The sequence below is a fragment of the Methylovorus menthalis genome (genome assembly GCF_020523625.1).
In the GTDB taxonomy this organism is placed as follows: domain Bacteria; phylum Pseudomonadota; class Gammaproteobacteria; order Burkholderiales; family Methylophilaceae; genus Methylovorus; species Methylovorus menthalis.
Map to the genome: position 1 here is coordinate 470,600 of NZ_JAJAQH010000006.1, position 22,543 is coordinate 493,142.

Below are 22,543 nucleotides of genomic sequence, written 5' to 3' on the forward strand. Positions count from 1 at the left end.
AAACCGCGTGTCGCAGTTTCCGGCTTTTGCGTATTACCAGGCTTAATTACTGAAAGAAATCCTTGACCTTGTCCATCCAGCCCTTGGCGCGTGGGCTGTGCTTGTCAGAGTCTTGCAGATTGATTTCTTCCATCTCGCGCAACAATTCCTTCTGGCGTTCGGTCAGCTTGATCGGCGTCTCGACCACCACATGGCACATTAGGTCGCCGGGGTCACTGCTGCGCAGGGGCTTGATGCCCTTGCCGCGCAGGCGGAAGGTGGCGCCCGTTTGGGTTTCTGGCGGAATCTTCATCTTGGCATGCCCATCCAGCGTGGGGATTTCGATTTCCCCACCTAGGGCTGCCGTAGTGAAGCTGATCGGCATTTCGCAATGCAGGTTGCCGCCATCGCGCTGGAAAATATCGTGTTGCTTCAGATGTACCACGACATACAGATCACCAGGTGGGCCGCCATTGACGCCGGCTTCGCCTTCGCCAGACAGGCGGATGCGATCACCTTCATCCACACCCGCCGGAATCTTGACCGACAGGGTCTTGTGTTTCTTGACGCGACCAGCGCCGTGACAGCTTGGGCATGGCTCTTTCACCATTTTGCCGCTGCCATGGCACTTGGGGCAGGTCTGCTGTACCGAGAAGAAGCCTTGCTGCATGCGTACCTGGCCATGACCGCCGCAGGTGGTGCAGGTGACAGGCTGTGTACCGGGGCGGGCGCCAGAACCATGACAGGTCTCGCATTCGGACATGACCGGAATGCGGATCTTGGTTTCAGTGCCGCGCGCAGCGTCTTCCAGCGAGATTTCCATGTTGTAGCGCAGGTCAGCCCCGCGATACACGTTGGAGCGACGATTGCCGCCGCCACCACCGAAAATGTCACCGAAGATGTCACCAAAGGCATCGGCAAAGTTGCCAAAGCCCTGGCCACCGGGGCCTGGGCCTGCACTAGGATCTACACCGGCATGGCCGTACTGGTCGTAAGCCGCACGCTTCTGCTCGTCAGAAAGCACTTCATAGGCCTCTTTGGCCTCCTTGAAGCTTTCTTCCGCTTTGGGATTGTCCGGGTTGCGATCCGGGTGGTATTTCATCGCCAGCTTGCGATAGGACTTTTTGATTTCCTCATCGTTGGCGTCGCGATTGACACCCAGAACTTCGTAGTAATCTTTTTTTGCCATATCAATTCAATCGTCTGATTATCAATACTGCGTCGCAAGGACGCCGTAGACCAGCATGCTGAAGGGAAGCCCTTGCTGGGAGGTGATGTTTGATCAGATCCCGGTTTGGACTTCCCCTCTGGCAAAGGTACTTAACTATTACTTCTTGTCGTCTTTCACTTCTTCAAACTCGGCATCCACCACATCGGCATCTACCGTTTTTTCGCCTTGTGGCTGGGCTTCTTCAGCGCCGCCACCTGCCTGGCCCTGCTGCTCAGCGTAGACTTTTTCGCCCAGCTTTTGCGAGGCTTCCATCAAGGCGTTGGTCTTGGCTTCGATGGTTTCCTTGTCGTCGCTCTTGATCGCATCTTCCACATCCTTGATCGCGGCTTCGATTTTTTCCTTCTCGCCAGCGTCCAGCTTGTCGCCATGTTCGGTCAGCGACTTCTTCACGCTGTGTACCATGCCATCGGCGCTGTTGCGGGCATCGACCAGTTCACGCAGCTTGCGGTCTTCATCGGCGTAGGCAGCCGCATCTTCTTCCATGCGCTTGATCTCATCTTCAGACAAACCGGAGTTGGCCTTGATGGTGATCTTGTTTTCCTTGTTGGTGGCCTTGTCCTTGGCAGACACATGCAAGATACCATTGGCATCAATGTCAAAGGTCACTTCAATCTGTGGCATGCCACGTGGTGCAGGTGGAATGTCGGACAGGTTGAACTGGCCCAGGCTCTTGTTGCCAGCCGCCATTTCACGCTCGCCCTGCAACACTTGAATGGTCACGGCGTTCTGGTTGTCTTCAGCGGTGGAGAACACTTGCGAAGCCTTGGTCGGGATCGTGGTGTTCTTCTTGATCAGCTTGGTCATCACGCCGCCCAGGGTTTCAATACCCAGTGACAATGGCGTTACGTCCAGCAGCAGCACGTCTTTCACGTCGCCCTGCAATACGCCACCCTGAATCGCAGCACCTACGGCTACGGCTTCGTCCGGGTTCACATCCTTGCGTGGCTCCTTGCCGAAGAATTCCTTTACCTTTTCCTGTACCTTGGGCATACGGGTCTGACCACCGACTAGGATCACGTCCTGAATGTCGGACAGCTTGACGCCAGCATCCTTCAGCGCGACTTCGCAAGGCTTGATCGAGCGTTCGATCAGGTCTTCCACCAAGCTTTCAAACTTGGTGCGGGTGATCTTCACTACCAAGTGCTTGGGACCAGTGGCATCGGCCGTGATGTAAGGCAGGTTGACTTCGGTCTGCTGTGCAGAAGACAGCTCGATCTTGGCTTTTTCTGCGGCTTCTTTCAGGCGTTGCTTGGCCAGCAGGTCATTACGCAGATCCAGGCCGTTTTCCTTCTTGAATTCATCGGCCAGGAAGTCGATCAGGCGGTTATCGAAGTCTTCGCCACCTAGGAAGGTGTCACCGTTGGTGGACAGCACTTCAAACTGGTGTTCGCCATCGATTTCGGCAATTTCAATGATGGAGATATCGAAGGTACCACCACCCAGGTCATATACGGCGATCTTGCGATCACCTTCCTGCTTGTCCAGACCAAAGGCCAGCGCAGCGGCGGTTGGCTCGTTGATGATGCGTTTTACTTCCAGACCGGCAATACGGCCTGCATCCTTGGTAGCCTGACGCTGGCTGTCATTAAAGTAAGCCGGAACGGTAATCACGGCTTCGGTCACTTCTTCGCCTAGGTAATCCTCGGCGGTCTTTTTCATCTTGCGCAGCACTTCAGCGGAGATTTGTGGCGGGGCCATTTTCTGACCGCGGACTTCCACCCATGCATCGCCGTTGTCTGCCTTGGTGATGCTGTAAGGCATCAGGCCGATATCTTTTTGTACTTCTTTTTCTTCAAAACGACGGCCGATCAAACGCTTTACCGCATACAGGGTGTTCTTGGGGTTGGTGACGGCCTGACGTTTGGCAGGCGCGCCAGCCAGAATTTCGCCATCGTCCTGATAAGCGACGATAGAGGGAGTCGTACGGGTACCTTCTGCATTTTCAATCACGCGTGGCTTGCCACCTTCCATCACTGCAACGCAGGAGTTCGTGGTGCCCAAGTCAATACCAATAATTTTAGCCATAGATGTTTTCCTTTTTTAATCCTTGAGTAACCGCTGCTGGCAGTGCTGGCAATACGCGAGGTGTCGGTATTGTCCTGATGTCTGCTACTGCGGTAATGCCTGTTTCATAAGTAAGGGTATTTATCGGGAATTCAAGATTTCCCGCGGAGATTTTTGCAATTTATGCCCAAATTCTCCGTTTTTGAGCTGTTTTCAGCTTTTTGCCTTGGCAACGGTCACCAGGGCCGGGCGTAAAACGCGTTCGTTCAGGGCGTAACCCTTTTGCAGCACGCTGATCACGCTGTTGGCTTCCTGATCGGATTCCAGCATGCTGATCGCCTGGTGCTTGTTTGGGTCAAACTTTTCGCCCAGCGGGTTGATTTCGGTGATGTGGAATTTTTCAAACACGCTCAGCAATTGCTTGGCGGTGAGTTCCACGCCGCTCTTGTAGCTTTCCACGGTAGCGTTTTCCACGACCAGGGCAGCATCCAGGCTGTCTTTGACGGCCAGCAATTCGCCGGAAAATTTTTCCAGGGCAAACTTGCGTGCCTTGTCGATATCTTCAGCGGCACGACGACGGATGTTTTCGCCCTCGGCTTTCACATACAGCACATTGGCCTGTTGCTCTGCCAATTGGGCTTCAAGCTCGGCAATCCGCGCATCCAGCGAACCTGCGGCGCCTGCATCATGGGCTTCTGAAATTTCGTCCTGTTCAGGATGTTGATTTTCTTCTTGCATGGGATTCCCTTTGTTAAATAACTGCCATACGCAGGCAAATTGGGGTGGCTTTGAATATTTCAAGCGCGCGTCGTGATTTTTTTGCGCGGCGCTTTTTATTTGGCGGGCAAAATCGATTGCAATGTCATGAGCACGACACTGACAGGCGTCTCGGCGCCGCGCCCACCAAGATTTTCCGCTCTCGCAGTAGCACCTGGGTAGAGGCCGGTTTTGGTCGGGTCGGTATCGGTGTAGATGGCAATGGTGGGGATGCTCAAGGCCACTGTGAGATGTGCCAGGCCAGTATCCACGCCAATGGCCGCACGTGCGCCCAGCAGAATGGGCGCCAGCGCGGAAAGTGAAAGCCGGGGCAAGACCAGGCTGCCGGGCACTTGCGCGGCAATGCGTTTTGCCCGTTGCTCTTCCGTAGGGTTACCCCAAGGCAAGACCAGCATCATGTGTTGGGTGGCGAGGGCTTGGCCCAGTCCTATCCAGTGACTCTCTGGCCATAGTTTGCTATCGCGGCTGGTAGCATGCAGACCGACCACATAAGATTGCCCAGCGGCAAAAGCCGGGCTTGACTGCATGCCGTTGGCAATGCCGTAATCCGGTGCCGTGATCGGCGGCGGGTAGGCTAGCGCTTCAGCAGCCAGTGCGCGGTTGCGGATGACCGCATGCAGGCGGCGGTCCACGCCATGGGTGCGATTGTAAAAACAGGCGGCAATCGGCTCGCGTGCGGAGCAGCGGTTGTAGCCATGTCGCTCTCCCTCGGCCAGGTGAGAAATAACGGCGCTTTTCAGCAGGCCTTGCGTATCAATAATGAGATCGTAACGATCTTTTTTCAGTAGACGGCGCACATCGCCAATCTCTTGCCAGGTTTCACCTTGCTTCAGGTGTTTGCGCCAGCGGCGGACCGCCACCGGAATAACGCGATTAACCCCGGGATGCATGGCGGGAATGTCTTGAAAACTCTCTTCCACCACCCAATCAATCACGGCATTGGGTACATGGGCGTGAATGTCGGAAATGACGGGAAGATTATGAATGACATCGCCCATGGACGATGTTTTGACGATCAGGATACGCGGCATAAATGCCATTTTCGCATACAATCGCGTATTGGCGCATGTCGCCATTGTGTCCACAACATGGCCTGGCAGGCCGGTCGGGACGTTGAGCCCGACAACATGTATTGCAGATGAATCAAGGATAACTGGTACCCGCGTGAAATTCGCTTTTATCGTTTTTAAATATTTCCCATTTGGCGGCATGCAGCGCGATATGTTGCGCACGGCCACCCATGTGGCGAGCCAGGGGCACCAGGTCGATATCTATACGCTGTCGTGGGAGGGGGGTATCCCCGAAGGCATTCACGTGCATGTGATCCCTGTGCAGGCATGGTTCAATTTTCAGCGCTACCAGCGCTTCATTGATATCGTGCATGCGCGCCTGAAGGAGCAGGGCGATATTGATTGCGTGGTGGGATATAACCGCATGCCGGGGCTGGATGTGCATTTTGCCGCCGACCCCTGTTTTGTTGAACGCAGCCGCCAGCAGCGCAGTTGGCTTTATCGTTTCACGCCGCGTTACCGCTGGTTTGCCGCCGCCGAGCGCGCTGTATTTGACCGCGCTTCCAATTGCCAGATACTGATGGTCGCCAAGACCGAAATGCCGCTATTTGCGAAGTGGTACGGCACCCAGCCCGAGCGCATGCACTATATTCCGCCTTTCTTGTCCGCCGAGCGGCTGGCATTGCAAGATCGATCCGAGATGCGCCAGCACTTATGCCAGGCATTCCAACTCAACCCGCAGCATCGTATTGCCTTGCTGGTGGGTTCCGGCTTTCACATGAAAGGGCTGGACCGGGCGATCCAGGCCCTGGCAGCATTGCCGGAGGCGCAGCGCCTGCAAACGCGGCTGGTGGCGATCGGGCAGGATAAGCCCGGCCCTTTCATGCGCATGGCGCAAAAGCTGGGCGTGGCAGACCAGCTGGTGATCGCCAAGGGCCGTGCCGATATTCCCTGGCTGATGCAGGGGGCCGATCTTTATGTGCACCCGGCCTATCGTGAAAACACCGGGCTGGTGATTCTGGAGGCGCTGGCGGCGGGCTTGCCAGCCTTGGTGACCGAAACCTGCGGTTACGCCCACCACGTGCTGGATGCCGATGCCGGCATGGTGGCCGCCGCGCCGTTTGATCAGCAGGCATTCAATACCTTGTTTGCACAAATGCTGGTTTCGCCGGAGACAGAGCGCTGGCGCCAGAATGGCATTGCCTATGCCAGCAAGCTCATGCAAGCCAATGATGGCCATGCTGAGGCCAATATCCTGCTGGCGCTGGCAAGTCGAGGGCAGGCCGCATGATGCGCTGGCTGAAAACCCAGGTGCTGGACGTGCCAGACTGGCTGCGTGCCCGGCTGGGCAATCCCGTATTTGATGCCATCATGCAGTTGCAGGGGCAAGTGTTCCGCGATGTGCCGGGGCGCAAGACCATACGCTGCGAGCTGGATGGCAAACCGTATTTCATCAAGCAGCATTTTGGTGTGGGCTGGGGCGAGATTTTCAAAAATCTCCTTAGTCTGCGCTGGCCAATTATCAGTGCTGCTACCGAATGGCAGGCCATCCAGAAGCTGGGTGAGGTGGGTATCCCCACTACGCCTGGCGTAGCCTATGGCTGGCGTGGTCTGAATCCGGCCAGTCGCCAGTCATTCGTGGTGACGCGCGACCTGGGCGATATTATTTCCCTCGAAACCTTGTGTGCCCCTTGGGGTGAAACACCGCCAGACCCTGCCTTCAAGCGCAGGCTGATTCTGGAAGTCGCACGGCTGGCAAGACTGTTGCACGACAATGGCATGAACCATCGCGATTTTTATATCTGCCATTTTTGCCTGGACCAACCACGCTGGCAGCAGCATAACGAGATTTATCTTTACCTGATTGATCTGCATCGCGTGGGCATACGCGGGCGCATCCAGCCCGTAGCCCGCATGAAGGATATTGCCGCGCTGTATTTTTCTGCGATGAATATCGGCCTGACGCGGCGTGACGTATTGCGCTTTCTGCGCGCCTATCGCCCTCAGCCGCTGCGCCAGACCTTGCAGCAGGAGCGAGGTTTCCTTGATCAGGTGACGGCCCGCGCGCAGCGTTTGTACGTCAAGTTCCATGGCAAAATGCCATCCCAGCTGGATGACTGATTCCCGGATGATGGGTGTTGACCATGGCTGATTTTATCGCGCCCAAATGGCAGGCATTGCTGGCCGAAAATGCGTTGGGCAGCGTAGATGCCGCGTGGACGCGTGAGGTGGCATGGGTCGAAGCACCGAACGACGGAAGAGGTGGCTTGAGCGGTGTGGGGCGGGTGAACCTGCCATCATCGCAAGGGCATACGACAGGCGCTTTTCTCAAGCGTCAGCAGAACCATACGCGGCCATCGTGGAAACACCCTTTGCGCGGCGAGGCTACTTTCAAGCGCGAGTTTGATATGGTCCAGCATCTGCAGGCGCATGGCGTACCCACGCTGGAACCCATGCTGTTTGGTGAACGTTATGTGGCAGGTGAGGTGCGGGCCGTATTGATGACCGTGGCGCTGGATGGATATCAGCCACTGGATGTACTGGCCGCCACTGAAGAGTTTGGCCGCATGTCTCCCGTGCAAAAGCGGCAGTTACTGGCGGCGACGGCGCATACGGTGCGACAGATGCATCTGGCCGGTGTGCAGCATCGCTCGCTGTATGCCAAGCATCTTTTTGCCGCCCGACAGGGCGAAGGCTACCGGGTGGTGGTGATCGATCTGGAAAAGTCACGTTTTAGCTGGTTGCCGGTGTTGCGTACATTGCATGATCTGGTGACCTTGAATTATCGAACCCCGGGCTGGAGTCGCACGCAGCGGCTGTATTTTTTCAAGCAGTATTACGCTATCAATTCGCTCAAAGGTTGGCAGCGGACATTATGCAAGCTGATAGCCAGGCGCTCGCGCGCCAGGCTCAAGCCCAGGGCAAAATAAACCAGCTGTAATAAGCCCAGAGGTAAACAGCGTGGCGGGCCGCCTGATGTCGGCGTAAAGCGCTGATGACAATTGGATAAATAAGGTATGGCATTCAAATGAATACTGAGAGTAAACCCGCATCCGGCGATGAGCATCTGACGGATTTCAGCATTGCGCTGGTCAATTACAAGACGCACGAAGTGACGTCGCTTTGCCTGGACCTGCTGAAAAAGGCCCTGGGCGATAGCCAGGTGCCGGTATGGGTGGTGGATAACAACTCCGCTGATGAAAGCACGGAGTACCTGAAGTCCCTGGACTGGATCAACCTCATCGAGCGCAAGGCGGAGGCGCCGGAAAAAGGCTTCATGGCACATGGCCGCGCGCTGGACCTGATCCTGGCGCGGGTGCAAACGCCTTATCTGTTGCTGATGCATACCGATACGCTGATCTACGACGTGGATATTCTGCGGCAGATGTTGGCCCATATGCGCTCGGGTGACAGGGTGGCCGCAGTGGGCTGCCTGGAACAGGTGAAGCGTACCCGCCTAGAAACCGCCTGGCGCATATTTATCCGCGCCACCAAATATTACTATCGCCGCGCCAAGGTGGCGCTGGGCTTGGATACCCGCGAGCCACGCCTGTTTTATGAAATCTACCTCAAGAGTTTTTGCACCTTGTGGAACGTCGACATCATTCGCCAGCAGGCATTGAGTTTTGCCATGACCGAACGTATCCCGGGCTATGAGATGCAGGACAGGCTCAAGGCAGCCGGTTATCGCTTCGTCGCCATTCCACCGCAGCACATGTTCGACTATCTGGACCATGTGGAAGCGGGTACGGTGTCGCTGGTCAATGGACTGGGCAAAGACCACAAGCGCGTAAAGAACTACCAGCGCATCATGGCGCGCGTGAAGGCCAAATAGTGCATGGTGTTTGTTTAATGGAGGCTGGTGCCGTATGAGCATGGCAATAAATATCGCGCTGGCACCCGATACAGAACTTTTGCTGGCAGATGGCAGCAGCTTGCGTATCGGCCAGCATCTGCGGGTGTTGCCCGGGCGCCGATTGGTGTGCTTTGGCGAATGGCAGGGGCAGCCGGTGCTGGCCAAGGTTTTCATGGGCAAGCGCGCAGCGTATTACGCCGAGCGTGACGCCAATGGTGTAAAGCGCCTGCTGGAAGCCCATCTGGCAACACCACCCTTGCTCGTGCAGACATCCAGCCAGGCAGGCGACATGCAGGTCTTGCTGTATGTGGCGCTGATGGGGGCCGGCAATGCCGAGCAGGCCATGCAGGCTGCCGATGCCTCGGGACGCAGTGCGATTACCCGCCAGCTGGTAGAGGCCGTGGCCGCGCAGCATGAAGCGGGGCTTCTGCAGACGGATATGTACCCCAAGAATTTTCTGCTTGAAAAAGGCACTTTTGAACACAGCACTGTGCATGCGATTGACGGCGATGGCATTCGCCCATTGGGTCGCCTTTTTTCGTCATGGCGTGCCTGGCATAATCTGGCGGTATTGCTCGCCAAACTTGATCCGGAAGTGCTGGATCGCGACTTGCCTGCACTGGTGCAGCGCTATCGCGAAGTCAGACAGTTGGGTGCGGGGCCGGTGTCGCCTTTGCTGCGCCGCCTGATCGATGCTTGCCGCTGGTATGCCAGTTATCAATATGCCGACAAGAAGGTCTTGCGCACCTGTTCTGATGTCGTGGTGCACAAGACCTCCGCGCTGTTTGCCGCGCTCAACAGGCAGCCGCCCATGACCCTGCTGGCCGTGCCATCGCCTGTCGAACTGGACGGCTGGATCAGCCAGGTGGCAACTGCAGAAGCATTGAAGCGGGGTAACACTAGCACCGTGGTCAGGCATGATCTTGATAACGTGCCGGTGGTGATTAAAAGGTACAATATCAAGAATTTCTGGCATGGCATTGGCCGTGCATGGCGCCAAAGTCGGGCAGCGGTCTCCTGGCGCAATGGCTTTCGGCTGCAACGGTATGGCATAGGCACTCCTAAGCCGCTTGCCTTGGTGGAAGCGCGCTGGGGGCCATTTCGCCGTCGCGCCTATCTGCTGGCAGAGTATCTGGATGCGCCGGATGTGGGTGCGTATTTTGAGCAGGCAGACCTCAGTGATGATGACTGCCTGCAGGCGTGCCGCCAGATTGCCCGGATGTTTTATCAGCTGAAATTGCTTAAAATCTCGCATGGCGATTGCAAGGCAAGCAATCTCAAAATGGTGAATACCATGCCATACCTGATTGATCTGGACAGTATGCAGGAGCATCTGTTCCGCCACCTATTTGCGTGGCACCACGCGCGTGATTTGCGCCGCTTTATGCGAAACTGGCCGCCGCAATCCCGGGTTTACCGGATGCTGGCACATGCCTTTGCCGACATTTATCGTGACGCCGCTTTCCTGAAAAAAGCTGGCATCTCCATCAACTAAGCGAACCAACATGATTATTTTAGGATTATCCGGTGCTCTCGGGCACGACTCTTCTGCGGCCATTATGGTGGATGGCAAGATCATTGCCGCCGCCGAAGAGGAACGTTTCATACGCGACAAGCACGCCAAGAACAAATTGCCACTCGAAGCCGCTCGCTACTGCCTGAAAGAGGCGGGTGTCCGGCCTGATCAGGTGGATGTAGTCGCCTTTCCCTATGGCGAAATCCCGCTTAGCTCGGCAGCGCGCTGGCACTACGCCAAGCGTCACTGGTATGCGCCTGATCGTGCGCTGGATGCCCTGTTCAACGGCAATCGCCGCTATCGCCGCAACCGCGACAAGGCCATGCAACTGATGCGCGACCTTGGTATCAACAAAGCTGAATTTGTGCCGGTGGAGCATCATCTGGCGCACGCCAGCAGTGCCTATCACCTGAGTGGCTTCAAGGAAAAAACCGCGATTGTCGGCATTGACGGCAAGGGCGAGTATGCGACGACGTTCTTTGGCTACGGTGAAAACGGCAAGATCCACAAGATCAAGGAATTCTACGACCCGGATTCGCTGGGTGGTATGTATGGCGCGATTACTGAATACCTGGGTTTTGAAATGCTGGATGGCGAATTCAAGGTCATGGGCATGGCACCGTACGGCGACCCTACCAAGTACGATCTCTCACGGTTGGTGGAATTTGATGGCGACGATCTCAAGGTCAACACCAAGCTGGTGAATGTGGTCGGCTTGCGTCGCTACAAGGAAAAAGGCAAAGGCTATTACTTTACCCCCGAGCTGGTGGAGTGGCTGGGGCCCAAGCGCGAAGGCGACGAGATCGACGATCCCTACATCCATTACGCCGCTTCTGTGCAGGCCTTGCTGGAAGACATTGCATTGAAGATGATCGACCACTATGTGGGTGACATCATTCGTGAAACCGGCCGCATCTGCATGGCCGGTGGCGTGGCGCTCAACGTCAAGCTTAACCAGCGCATCATCGCCATGCCGGGCGTCAAAGAGTTGTTTGTGCAGCCAGCGTCTGGCGATGCTGGTACGGCGCTGGGGGCGGCCAGTTTTGTGGCGGCCGAACGCGGTGAGCCGGTGCAGGCCATGCAGCATGCTTACCTTGGCCCATCCTTCACTACCGAAGAGTGTATTGCCGCTTGCGAAGTGCATCCTGCCAAGCCTACGTTTTACCGCATTGAAAATGCCGCACAAAAGGGCGCCGAACTGCTCGCCGCGGGTAATCCGCTAGCGTGGTTCCAGGGCCGCATGGAGTTTGGTCCGCGCGCACTGGGTTGCCGCAGTATCCTGGGTGACCCCAGTCACTCCGGCGTTGCCGATCGCATCAATGCCCAGATTAAATACCGCGAACGCTGGCGTCCATTCTGCCCCAGCATGCTGGATCGCGTGGCGGTGGACCTGTTGCAGACAGAGCATCCTGCGCCTTACATGACCTTCACCTTTGACGTGGCGGATCACTGGAAGCCGCGTATTCCCGAGGTCGTGCATGAAGACGGCACCGCACGTGCCCAGGTGGTGACCAAGGAAACCAACCCCCGATACTATGCCCTGATTGAAGAGCTGGAGCGGCTGCGTGGCGTGCCCGTGGTGTTGAATACATCGCTTAACCGCCGTGGCGAGCCCATGATCTGCAGTCCTGCCGATGCGCTTAACATGTTCTATGGCTGCGATTTGCAGTACCTGATCATGGAGGATGTACTCGTCGTCAAGGAAACAGCAAGCTCCTGATTTTTCGTCAAGTCCTGTGCGATTATCCCTTGATTTATGGCGGGTTTTGCATGCCCTTTCATTTGACGGGGGCATGCGCTTTGAGGATAATCCAAGGCTGATCCCACTTTATAAATAGCGCCCAACATCTAATGAAACAAATACTCAACGAGGTTACGGAACGCATTCGCGAACGCAGTGCGCCTACCCGTCAGGCATATCTTCAACGTATCGATCATATTATTCAGCGTCCGCGTGGCGCAGATCGCCTGGGCTGTGCCAATGTGGCTCACGCATTTGCGGCCATGCCCAACAACGACAAATTCCGTGTGGTGGCCGAGAAGGCTCCTCACATCGGCGTGATCACGGCCTACAACGACATGTTGTCGGCGCATCAGCCTTACGAAACCTATCCCGATATCATCCGTGATGAAGCGCGCAAGCATGGCGCCACCGTGCAAGTGGCGGGTGGTGTGCCTGCCATGTGCGATGGCATCACCCAGGGCGAGCCCGGCATGGAGCTGTCACTGTTTTCGCGTGACACCATCGCCATGGCAACCGCCATTGGCTTGTCGCATGACGTGTTCGATGCAGCTCTGCTACTCGGCGTGTGTGACAAGATTGTGCCTGGTCTCCTGATCGGCGCCCTGCATTTTGGCCATCTGCCATGTGTGTTTGTGCCTGCAGGCCCCATGAGTACCGGTATTGATAACACCTCCAAATCCAAGGTGCGCGAGAAATACGCGCAGGGCCTGGTCGGGCGTGAAGAACTGCTGGCCTCTGAATCCGCGGCTTACCACGGGGCTGGCACCTGTACTTTTTACGGCACTGCCAACAGTAACCAGATGCTGCTTGAAGCGATGGGTCTGCATGTACCGGGTGCTGCCTTTGTGCATCCGCATGAAGGCATGCGTGAATCGCTGACACGTGAAGCGGTGAAGACCGTCTTGTCGATTACCCAGACCCAACGCTTTACACCGATTGGTCGTCTGGTGGATGAGCGTGTGATTGTGAATGCGATTGTGGCCTTGCTGGCTACCGGCGGCAGTACCAACCACGTGATTCACTGGGTGGCGGTGGCCCGCGCTGCTGGCATCATCATCGACTGGTCAGACTTCTCCAAGTTGTCGCAATCCACCCCATTACTGGCCCGTGTTTACCCTAACGGCTCGGCGGATGTGAATGAATTCCAGAATGCTGGCGGTCCAAGTTTCGTGATTCGTGAGCTGGTTGAAGGCGGTTACATGCATGACGACGTTTCGTCGGTCGTGCTCGGTGGTTTGCGTGATTTCTGCAAGAAGCCTGAACTGGCCGAAGATGGCCTGATCTGGGTCGATCTGCCAGCGGAAAGCGTGGATGAAACCATCGTGCGCACTACCAGCAAGCCATTCAGTGCATCTGGTGGTTTGCGCCTGCTGACGGGTAATCTTGGCCGCTCGGTGATCAAAACTTCTTCGGTGCCTGAAGATCGCCAAGTCATTGAAGCTCCTGCCATCGTCTTCAACGGCCAGGAAGAACTGCTGGCTGCTTTTGAGCGTGGCGAGCTGGAAAAAGACTTTGTGGCCGTGGTGCGATTCCAGGGCCCGCGTGCGAATGGTATGCCTGAGTTGCACAAGCTGACGCCGCCATTGTCCGTCTTGCAAGCCAAGGGCTTCAAGGTGGCGATTGTGACTGACGGCCGCATGAGTGGCGCTTCAGGCAAGGTGCCCGCCGCGATTCACTTGAGTCCAGAAGCCCTGGCCGGTGGTCCTATCGGCAAGGTCCGCACTGGCGACATGATTCGTCTCAACTCCATCGTGGGCACATTGAATGCGCTGGTGGATGAAGATGAATGGCAATCGCGTACCCAGGCCGTGATGACAGAAGCGCACAAGCACAACAATGGCCATGGTATTGGTCGTGAGCTCTTCGGTGGCATGCGCAAGAATGTGCACAGTGCCGAAGAAGGCGCCGTTACCTGGATGTGATCTGACCGCTGATCCGTATCCTTCAAGGGATGCGGATCAGTCACCGGTTTGGCGAGCCTGGGCTCTGGCCGCAACTCTTTTCTTGATATCAATTTGGATGTGAAATGAACACTTTAGACTTAGCTAATTACGGCCCGGTCATTCCGGTTATCGTCATCAACAAGGTGGAAGACGCCGTGCCCATGGCTGAGGCCTTGCTCGAGGGCGGTATCAAGGTGCTGGAGGTGACCCTGCGTACGCCCGTAGCGCTGCAGGCGATGGAAGCGATTGCCAAGGCTGTGCCTGATGCCATCGTCGGTGCCGGTACCGTGCGTAACATCAAGGATGCGCAAGCATGCAAGGATGTCGGTTGCCAGTTTGCTGTGAGCCCAGGCTACACCAGTCAGCTTGGTCTGGCTGCCCGTGAAATCGGTTTGCCATTGCTGCCAGGTGTTTCTACTGGTAGTGAAATCATGCAGGCCAATGCCGATGATTACTACTTCCTCAAGCTGTTCCCAGCGGTTGCTGTGGGTGGTATCAACCTGCTGAAGGGGTTTTCTGGCCCATTCGGCGACGTCAAATTCTGCCCAACCGGCGGTGTTACCGTTGAAAGCGCCCCTCAGTTCTTGGCGCTGCCAAACGTGGTGGTCTGCGGTGGTACATGGCTAACTCCAGCGGATGCCGTCGCCTCCAAGAACTGGACTCACATTACCAAACTGGCCCGTGAAGCCAGCGCGATTAAAGCAGCATAATGCAATGGTGACCCTAGTCGGGGCCACTTGCTAATAGGATGTTGTCGCGGCTGATTCACTATCCCTGGTGGTCAGCCGCGATGCCAATCCGGTCAGGCTCAACATGAATATAGCGCGATATCAAAGTCTGGTCTTTGATTGTGACGGTGTCATCCTCAATTCCAATTTCCTGAAAATTGAGGCCTATTTCGCTACTGCCAAAAACTTTGGCGCCAATGATCAGCAAGCGCAAGCGCTGGTCGACTACCATATCAAACTCGGGGGTATCTCCCGGTTTGTCAAATTCGAATACTTTCTCACCGATATTCTTCACCGACCTGCCAGCCGCAAGGATGTTGACTTTCTGCTGACCGACTTTGGTCGCGAAGTCCGTAAACGTCTCTCCACCTGCGAAATTGCCCCAGGGTTGCCTGCTTTGCGTGAGCAAACTCCCGACAGTAACTGGCTTGTGATCTCGGGTGGGGATCAGGAAGAGCTGCGTGCCATTTTTGCCGAACGCGGTTTATTGGACTTGTTTGACGGCGGCATTTTTGGCAGCCCAGATAACAAGGATCAGATCCTCGCGCGTGAACTGGCGACGGGCAATATCCGCCAGCCAGCCTTGTTCATGGGCGATAGTCGCTATGACCATGAATCATCCACCCGAGCCGGGTTGGATTTCGTGTTCATGCATGCATGGACCGATTTTCCCGAGTGGCAAGCGTATACCCGTGAGCAAGGCATTACGGTGCGGGCGCAACTTAACGATTTAGTGGCTGCAGCACATGAGTAACTTGTTTTTCAATTGGCGACGCAGTGAGGCCTTGACAGCAGACACATTGAAGCAAATGTGCGAACAAGCCAAGGTGCTGGAACAGGATGAGCGTGGGGTCAAGGTTTTACAACTTGCGGATGGCAATATCTTCAAGCTGTTCCGTGTTCGTCGCCTGCTCAGCCTAGCGCATATTTATTCCTATGCCCGGCATTTTTGTCGCAATGCAGATGGGCTGAGTGCGCTGGGCATTCCTACCGTTCAGATCATCAAGCTGATCCATTTTGTGGATAGCAGTGATACTGCAGTGCTTTATCAGCCTCTGCCAGGCAAAACCTTGCGCCAGCTGAGTCAGGCTGGTGAATTAAGCGAGGGATTGATGCATGATTTTGGCGTGTTTGTCGCACGCTTGCATGCCATGGGGGTATATTTTCGATCACTGCATTTCGGCAATGTCGTGTTAACACCGCAAGGTACGCTGGGGCTGATTGATATCGCCGATCTCAAACTCTATGGCCGAGGCTTGTCGACTTGGCACCGTGGACGCAATTTCCGCCACCTCCAGCGCCTTAAAGATGACTGGAGGATTGTTCCTCCTCAACATGTACAGGTGTTTGGGGAAGCGTACTTCGCAGCGAGCGGGTTAACACCTCATGCGGTGACGACATTAAGGCTGAAATTGAAGTACCTTCCTTAGCGCGTCTATATCTGGCACGCTTCTTAACTTGATTCGGTAAGCTTCAGTCCAATTGAAGAAATCACGCGCCTCGGCGGTATCAGCTTAAGACAGTTCAAATGTCCCAGCGGGCACTCCCGCTTGAAGCAGGGGCTGCATTCCAGGCCGAGGTATTCGATGATGGCTTTGCTGCTCATCGGCGGGGTGTGGTGCGGATCGGATGAGCCATAGACGGCGATCAATTTTTTATCCAGGGCGGCAGCGACATGCATCAGGCCGGAGTCGTTGCTGACGACGGCAGTGCACAAGGCCATCAGGTCTATGGCTTCGCCCAGCTGGGTTTTTCCGCCCAGGTCCAGGCACGCCATATTGCTCAAGCGATTGATCTCGTGCGTGACGGGAATATCCTTGGCAGAGCCAAATAACCAGACCTGCCAGCCTTGGGCAATCGCGGCGCGGGCAACTTCCACATAGTATTCCACCGGCCAGCGCTTGGCTTCGCCGTATTCGGCTCCGGGGCAAAGTGCCAGCACAGGAGCCTGCGGGAGTGGGTGGCCTAGCTTGATAAGCGCTGCCTTGGCCTGCTCCAGATTTGTTTGCAGGCTGGGGTTGGTGATCTGCTGGGGCCGGTGCGGCTGTGTGTCGCGAGGCTGGCTCAGGGCGACAAACCTGTCAACCGTGCGAGGCAGCACCTGCTTGTTTAGGGGACGTATATCATTGAGTAGACCATAGCGTTGCTCGCCAAGAAAACCAGTGCGCTGCGGAATACTTGCCGCAAACGGCAGGATGGCGGATTTGAGCGAGTTGGTGAGCATGATGCTCTGGGTGTATTCGGCCTTGCGCAGTGTACGACCGAAGCGAATGCGCTCAAGCAGCGCGAATTGGCCATGTTTGAATGGCAGGGCAATGCCTTGATTGACTTCTGGCATGCGTTCCAGCAGGGGCAGGGTCCAGCCAGGTGCTGCCACGTCTATGATGACATTGGGGTCTTGCTGGCGCAGCGCTTTGAACAGGCTTTGTGCCAGCACCATGTCGCCCACCCAGGAGGGGCCCATTACCAATATTTTATTCGCTGCCATGACGCAAGCCTAACTGGCTATTTTTTCCAGAATTCCACTGGTGCTGCGACCGGGGACGACTGGAATCAGTGCTATTTCGCCGCCCCAGGATTTGACCTCGGCGCCGCCCACTACCTGGTCTTCACGGTAATCGCTACCTTTGGCGATGACATCGGGGCGTATGGCTTTAATGAGTTCAAGCGGGGTGTCGTCGTCAAACAGAATCACGGCGTCGATGGCTTCCAGCGCGGCCAATACACGCGCCCGGTCCATCTCGTGAATAACGGGGCGAGAGGGGCCTTTGAGCGCGCTGACAGAGCGATCGGTATTTAGTCCCAGAATCAGGCGAGTGCCGCGCTTGCTGGCCGCTTCGAGGTAAGTCACATGACCCGCATGCAGGAGGTCAAAACAGCCATTGGTGAAGACGATTTTTTCACCTGCCTGATGCCAGGCCGCTACTCTTGCGAGCAGCGTTTCCATATTGCATACCTTGTCGGACTGGCTTGCAGTTTCAGCGCTCAATAATGTATTAAGCAGCTCTTCACGCGAAATGGGGACGGTGCCGACCTTGCCGACCACGATGCCAGCAGCGATATTCGCCAGTTGCAATGCCGGATGCGGTGGCAATCCATGCATCATGCCTGCCGCCAAGGTCGCGATGACGGTATCACCGGCACCAGAGACATCGAATACCTGCTTGGCGGTGGCGGGGATATGGCTGGTGGCGTCCGCCTCTATCATGCTGATGCCTTCCTCACCGCGGGTAACCGCGAGGAAATCCAGCTCTAGCGTGTTGCGTAATTCTGCGGCGGCTTGCAGCAATGCTGCATTGTCCTGCCCACTGACATTGCAGGCTTCGGCGGTTTCGCGCTTGTTGGGGGTTAATGCCGTGGCACCGCGATATTTGCTGTAATCGCGCCCCTTGGGGTCTACCAGCAAGGGGATGCCGTGCTGCTTGGCGTGCTTAATGACATGCTGCGCCAACTCGGCACCTAGCACGCCCTTGGCATAATCGGACAGGATGATCATCGCGGGCTGCTGCGCCAGCAGATCATCGACATGTTGTTGCAGCTGCTGCTTTTCGTCGGCACTGAAGGCGGCGCTGCTTTCCTGATCCAGGCGCATCATTTGCTGTATGCCGCCCAGTACGCGCGTTTTGGTGATGGTCGGGCGCTCACCGCTGTGCATCACGCCCGTCGTGCCGATCTTGGCCGTCTGCATCAGCGTCAGCAGGCTTTGCGCTTCCACGTCATGCCCTACTACGCCACAGATGCGGGTCGGAATGCCAAGCAGGGCGAGGTTGGCGGCAACATTGGCTGCACCACCAGCGCGTTCGTTGCGCTCTTTCAGCAAGACCACGGGCACGGGGGCTTCCGGGGAGATGCGCTGCACTTCGCCTATCAGGTAGCGATCCAGCATGAGGTCGCCAATAACGAGCGCCCAGCCTTCGCCTTGACTGAAGCGTTCCTTGACGGTGCTGATCAGTAAATTCGACATCGTCAGTCAGCTTCCAGCAGATCGCACAGGCTATGGCCAATAAAAATATGGGCTTCCTGAATGCGGGGCGTATCGGATGACGGCATGGTCAGGCAGTAATCGCAGAGCGCAGCCAGTTTGCCGCCACTACCACCCGTCATGCCAACGGTCTTGGCGCCGATGGCCTTGGCCGTCTCAATGGCGCGGACAACATTGGCGCTATTCCCCGAGGTGGAAAAGCCGACGACCACATCCTGCGGCAGGCACAAGGCTTCGACCTGACGCGAAAAAATGAAATCAAAGCCATAGTCATTGCCTACCGACGTCAGGATGGAGGTATCGGTAGTCAGCGCAATGGCGGGCAGGCCTTTGCGTTCCTTTTTATAGCGGCCGACGATCTCGGCCGCCACGTGCTGGCTGTCGGCGGCACTGCCGCCGTTGCCCATAAATAAAATCTTGCCGCCATTCGCAAGACAGTTGCGCCAAACTTGGGCGACTTCGGCGATTTGCTGCAGCATGGGTTCCAGCTGCGCCATTACGCTGGCATGCTGCGACAGGGCTTGCTGTAAATTTTCAATGGGAGTCATATTGCTCAGCCTTATGCGTAAGGGTCTGCCTGAAGCAGATAATTCTGTACGTAATCGCGTACGCCTTCTTCCAGCGTATGGAAAGCGCTGGTATAGCCCGCTGCCTGCAGCTTTTGCATGCTGGCTTCGGTAAAGTACTGATACTTGCCGTGTAAATCCTGCGGCATGTCAATGTAGGTGATGGAGGGAGTTTTGCCCATGCTGGTCATGACATTGGTTGCCAGATCGCGGAAGGCGCGCGCCTTGCCTGTGCCGATGTTGTAAATGCCAGAGGCGCCGCCTTGCAGAAGGAAGTGGGCAACCACGGCTGCGGCATCTTTCACATAGACAAAATCACGCAGCTGCATGCCATCGGCATAGCCTTCTACATGGCTCTTGAACAGTTTTACCGTGCCGTGCTCACTGAACTGGTTGAATGTATGGAACGCGACGCTGGCCATGCGTTCCTTATGGTACTCATTGGGGCCGTACACATTGAAGAACTTGAAGCCCTGCCACTGGGGTGGCACAGGTTGCTGTGTGCGTACCTGGCGCAAGACCCATTGGTCAAAAAACTGTTTGGAGTAGCCGTAGCCGTTCAGCGGACGCAAGGTGTCGATGGATGATTCATCGTCGACATAGCCTTTTTCACCGCCACCATACGTGGCAGCGGAGCTGGCATAAATGAAGGGGATGCCTTTATCGGCGCAGTAATGCCAGAGCGATTGGCTGAAGTGGATGTTGTCCTGTACCAGCTTGTTGAAATCGCGCTCGGTGGTGGCGCTGATGGCCCCCATGTGGATGACCGCCTCGACCTTGTGGCCCTGCTCCAGCCAGCCGGCAAGTTCGTCCTTGTCCAGATACTGGGCGTACTTTCTGTGCACCAGATTCTGCCATTGCTCGGGATGATGCAGGCGATCAACGATCACCAGATCATCGCGACCTGCCTGGGTATTGAGGTGCCAGGCAATCATGCTGCCTATCATGCCGGCGCCGCCGGTAATTACTATCATGCGCTATGTATCCAATTCTGCGAGGTTGGGGCAAACGGTCAAGGTCTTCGCTTGTCCGGGGTGGCGAGCGGGTCTGCCAATCAGCGAGTGGTCGGCGTCTGAACGAACAGGCGGCTAGCACTGCGCAAGTTGCCAACAAGTTTGCAAGTATAGCAAACCCCTCACTGGCAGGGGTTGCTGCAAGCTTCAGTGAAGCTCAGACATCCGTCTTGCTTTCGCTTAATGCCTGAGCGCGCAGGGCCGTTTTCAGGCCTTCCTGGCGCGCATGCTCGGCATCCCATTCTGTGCTTACCCAGCCATGGAGATTGTCCAAGGCAATGTCGCACATGGCGTGAATCCAGCTCTCGCGGCTATTCAGGGCGGGAATGTAGTGGTACTCGCCGCCACCGTTATGCTGGAAAATCTCCTTGCCTTCCATGGCGATTTCTTCCAGGGTTTCTAGGCAGTCGCTGGAGAATCCAGGGCAAACGACATCGACGCGTTTTATCTGGTCTTTACCCAGTTTTTCAAGCGTGGCGGCCAGGTAGGGCTTCAGCCATTCGGCCTTGCCAAAGCGCGATTGAAACGCGATCAGATACTGATCCTTGCTGAGTCCCAGCGCCTCGGCCAGTAGTCGGCCTGTTTTGTGGCATTCACAGTGATAGGGGTCGCCTTTATCCAGCGTATAGCGCGGTACGCCATGAAAACTCATGACCAGTTTTTCTGGTTTGCCATTGATAGACCAGTATTCGCGTACGCTGTCAGCCAGCGCCTTTATGTAGGCAGGATGGTCATGATAGTTGCGGATGGTGCGGATCGCTGGCACGTTGCGTATCTGTTTTAACGTATCCCAGACGGCATCCAGCGCAGAGGCTGTGCTGCTGGCCGCATATTGCGGATATAGAGGGAATACCAGAATACGGGTGCAGTTTTGCGCCTGCAATTTGGCAATGGCCGAGGCCATGGAGGGATTGCCATAGCGCATGCCCAGCTCTACTGCGTAAGGCGATGCAATGCGCTGGCTCAGGAAGCCTTGCAGCAGTGCTGTTTGCTTACGGGCATTCGCCAGTAGCGGCGAGCCTTCGCTGGTCCATATTTGCGCATACTTTTCTGCGGATTTGCGTGGGCGCAGATTCAGGATGATCAGGTTAAGGATCAGCCACCAGATAATGCGCGGGATTTCTACCACGCGCCGGTCGCTCAGGAACTGCTTGAGGTAAGGGCGCAACGCCTTGGCGGTCGGGGCGTCAGGGGTACCAAGATTGGCGAGCAAAATGCCGGTTTTCGGTAGGGTGGCATGGTCAAAGGCCACCATAGGTTTTTTCATGCGGTGTTATCCGAGTTGAATGTTGGAAATCGATTGCAGAATGAAGTTCTGCAGCAGGATTTTTTGCTGGTAGGGAATATCATCGAACTCCAGGCCCTGCTGTATGACCAGCTTGCCACTGTCTGACTGTATGGTGCGCTGGCTGCAGATATGGCTGGGCAAGGTGAAAAAAGTTTCACTGCCGTTAATTTGCAGCTTGAAATTGCATTCCAGCTCATGCCCGACTTGCCCTACGCCTTCATGGGATTCGACCAAAGCGCCGCCCATGCTGATATCGACCAGCATGCCGGATGCCTTGCTCTTGAGCAGGGTGGAGAGGTTGGTGAAGGACGTGATGATGTTGACCTGGATGCGTTGCGAGCGCCGTATTTTCGACATGGTCACCGTGCGCGGGTAGGCGAGATGCATATGAGGATAGGGGCGGCTATACACTACCTCGGCAGTGGTGGTGAAGGCATATACATTACGGCCGCTGAACAATGACACCGAGAATGCGCTGCCTTCCTTGATGAACATGACGCGATCATTCACCACAGGCAGGCTGCAGACGATGCTGCGCTGTGCCATGCCACCAAGAAACTTGACGAAAAAGGCATCCTGGCTGCCCGTAGTGGTCAGGAATTTAAGCTGGATGTTATCGCCAATTTCCAGTTGGCGCGTGATGTTTTCCTTGCTGGCATCGACTGTTTCTACCTTGATGTCCTTGCCATTTTTCTGCATGGATTCGATGGGATTCTGGTCGCCACTGATCTCGCTGTCTACATACAGATCTTTCGCGCGCAACTCGTCCAGCATGGCGGCATTTTGAATTACCTGCCCCGCGGGCGACACCAGCAATCCATTGGCATCAAACAGCGGATGGCGGATGGTGGCCCCTATGTGCAGGGTGGATTTGTTCAGTAACTGAAAGCTGGATGGTCGGGACAT

At 56.0% G+C, this 22,543-nt stretch carries 20 protein-coding genes; 10 read left to right on the forward strand and 10 right to left on the reverse strand.

Annotation, left to right across the window (positions count from 1 at the left end):
- Nucleotides 1–46: 46 nt before the first annotated feature.
- From dnaJ to waaC, 4 genes are all read right to left on the reverse strand, one after another.
- The gene (gene dnaJ / locus LG204_RS08050; protein WP_230336784.1) at nt 47–1,168 is read right to left on the reverse strand and encodes a molecular chaperone DnaJ; all 1,122 of its coding nucleotides are present in this window, start codon (nt 1,166–1,168) and stop codon (nt 47–49) included.
- A 138-nt stretch (nt 1,169–1,306) separates the two neighbouring features.
- Nucleotides 1,307–3,235, reverse strand: coding sequence for a molecular chaperone DnaK (gene dnaK / locus LG204_RS08055; RefSeq protein WP_230336785.1), 1,929 nt, complete (start codon nt 3,233–3,235; stop codon nt 1,307–1,309).
- A 192-nt stretch (nt 3,236–3,427) separates the two neighbouring features.
- A complete protein-coding gene (gene grpE, locus LG204_RS08060; protein ID WP_230336786.1) occupies nt 3,428–3,952 on the reverse strand; it encodes a nucleotide exchange factor GrpE in 525 nt (174 codons plus the stop codon).
- Between the two features lie 95 nt (nt 3,953–4,047).
- Nucleotides 4,048–5,022 carry a lipopolysaccharide heptosyltransferase I gene (gene waaC, locus LG204_RS08065; protein ID WP_407664212.1) on the reverse strand — a complete coding sequence of 325 codons (975 nt, stop codon included), beginning with the start codon at nt 5,020–5,022 and terminating at the stop codon, nt 4,048–4,050.
- Between the two features lie 133 nt (nt 5,023–5,155).
- Between waaC and LG204_RS08070 the strand changes: the two genes are divergently transcribed.
- From LG204_RS08070 to LG204_RS08115, 10 genes are all read left to right on the forward strand, one after another.
- Nucleotides 5,156–6,292: a glycosyltransferase family 4 protein gene (locus LG204_RS08070; protein WP_230336788.1), complete on the forward strand. Its 1,137-nt coding sequence runs from the start codon at nt 5,156–5,158 to the stop codon at nt 6,290–6,292.
- Nucleotides 6,292–7,122, forward strand: coding sequence for a lipopolysaccharide core heptose(I) kinase RfaP (rfaP, locus tag LG204_RS08075; RefSeq protein ID WP_407664213.1), 831 nt, complete (start codon nt 6,292–6,294; stop codon nt 7,120–7,122). The genes LG204_RS08070 and rfaP overlap by 1 nt, the downstream gene beginning before the upstream one ends.
- 23 nt (nt 7,123–7,145) lie before the next feature.
- Nucleotides 7,146–7,931 carry a lipopolysaccharide kinase InaA family protein gene (locus tag LG204_RS08080; protein ID WP_230336790.1) on the forward strand — a complete coding sequence of 262 codons (786 nt, stop codon included), beginning with the start codon at nt 7,146–7,148 and terminating at the stop codon, nt 7,929–7,931.
- A 98-nt stretch (nt 7,932–8,029) separates the two neighbouring features.
- Nucleotides 8,030–8,836 (forward strand): glycosyltransferase, encoded by an 807-nt coding sequence (locus LG204_RS08085; protein WP_230336791.1) that lies wholly within the window; start codon nt 8,030–8,032, stop codon nt 8,834–8,836.
- A gap of 34 nt (nt 8,837–8,870) precedes the next feature.
- On the forward strand, nt 8,871–10,352 hold the full coding sequence (locus LG204_RS08090) for a lipopolysaccharide kinase InaA family protein (protein WP_230336792.1): 1,482 nt from the start codon (nt 8,871–8,873) through the stop codon (nt 10,350–10,352).
- Nucleotides 10,353–10,362: 10 nt separating this feature from the next.
- The gene (locus LG204_RS08095; RefSeq protein WP_230336793.1) at nt 10,363–12,093 is read left to right on the forward strand and encodes a carbamoyltransferase family protein; all 1,731 of its coding nucleotides are present in this window, start codon (nt 10,363–10,365) and stop codon (nt 12,091–12,093) included.
- Between the two features lie 131 nt (nt 12,094–12,224).
- Nucleotides 12,225–14,039: a phosphogluconate dehydratase gene (gene edd, locus LG204_RS08100; protein ID WP_230336794.1), complete on the forward strand. Its 1,815-nt coding sequence runs from the start codon at nt 12,225–12,227 to the stop codon at nt 14,037–14,039.
- Nucleotides 14,040–14,143: 104 nt separating this feature from the next.
- Nucleotides 14,144–14,770: a bifunctional 4-hydroxy-2-oxoglutarate aldolase/2-dehydro-3-deoxy-phosphogluconate aldolase gene (gene eda, locus LG204_RS08105; RefSeq protein WP_230336795.1), complete on the forward strand. Its 627-nt coding sequence runs from the start codon at nt 14,144–14,146 to the stop codon at nt 14,768–14,770.
- A 103-nt stretch (nt 14,771–14,873) separates the two neighbouring features.
- Nucleotides 14,874–15,542 carry an HAD family hydrolase gene (locus LG204_RS08110; RefSeq protein ID WP_230336796.1) on the forward strand — a complete coding sequence of 223 codons (669 nt, stop codon included), beginning with the start codon at nt 14,874–14,876 and terminating at the stop codon, nt 15,540–15,542.
- Nucleotides 15,535–16,218, forward strand: a complete 684-nt coding sequence (locus LG204_RS08115) for a BUD32 family EKC/KEOPS complex subunit (protein ID WP_230336797.1) — start codon at nt 15,535–15,537, stop codon at nt 16,216–16,218. Before LG204_RS08110 ends, LG204_RS08115 begins: the two co-directional genes overlap by 8 nt.
- A gap of 23 nt (nt 16,219–16,241) precedes the next feature.
- On the opposite strand, the gene waaF is transcribed toward LG204_RS08115, so the two are convergent.
- The 6 genes from waaF to LG204_RS08145 all read right to left on the reverse strand — a co-directional run bounded on the left by waaF (nt 16,242) and on the right by LG204_RS08145 (nt 22,543).
- Nucleotides 16,242–17,276, reverse strand: a complete 1,035-nt coding sequence (gene waaF, locus LG204_RS08120) for a lipopolysaccharide heptosyltransferase II (protein ID WP_230336798.1) — start codon at nt 17,274–17,276, stop codon at nt 16,242–16,244.
- Nucleotides 17,277–17,285: 9 nt separating this feature from the next.
- A complete protein-coding gene (rfaE1, locus tag LG204_RS08125) occupies nt 17,286–18,752 on the reverse strand; it encodes a D-glycero-beta-D-manno-heptose-7-phosphate kinase (protein WP_230336799.1) in 1,467 nt (488 codons plus the stop codon).
- 2 nt (nt 18,753–18,754) lie between these two features.
- On the reverse strand, nt 18,755–19,318 hold the full coding sequence (locus LG204_RS08130) for a D-sedoheptulose 7-phosphate isomerase (RefSeq protein WP_230336800.1): 564 nt from the start codon (nt 19,316–19,318) through the stop codon (nt 18,755–18,757).
- A gap of 11 nt (nt 19,319–19,329) precedes the next feature.
- Complete coding sequence (gene rfaD / locus LG204_RS08135) at nt 19,330–20,310, reverse strand: ADP-glyceromanno-heptose 6-epimerase (protein WP_230336801.1); 981 nt, start codon at nt 20,308–20,310, stop codon at nt 19,330–19,332.
- A gap of 196 nt (nt 20,311–20,506) precedes the next feature.
- Nucleotides 20,507–21,616, reverse strand: coding sequence for a ferrochelatase (gene hemH, locus LG204_RS08140; RefSeq protein ID WP_230336802.1), 1,110 nt, complete (start codon nt 21,614–21,616; stop codon nt 20,507–20,509).
- A 6-nt stretch (nt 21,617–21,622) separates the two neighbouring features.
- The gene (locus LG204_RS08145; RefSeq protein WP_230336803.1) at nt 21,623–22,543 is read right to left on the reverse strand and encodes a flagellar brake protein; all 921 of its coding nucleotides are present in this window, start codon (nt 22,541–22,543) and stop codon (nt 21,623–21,625) included.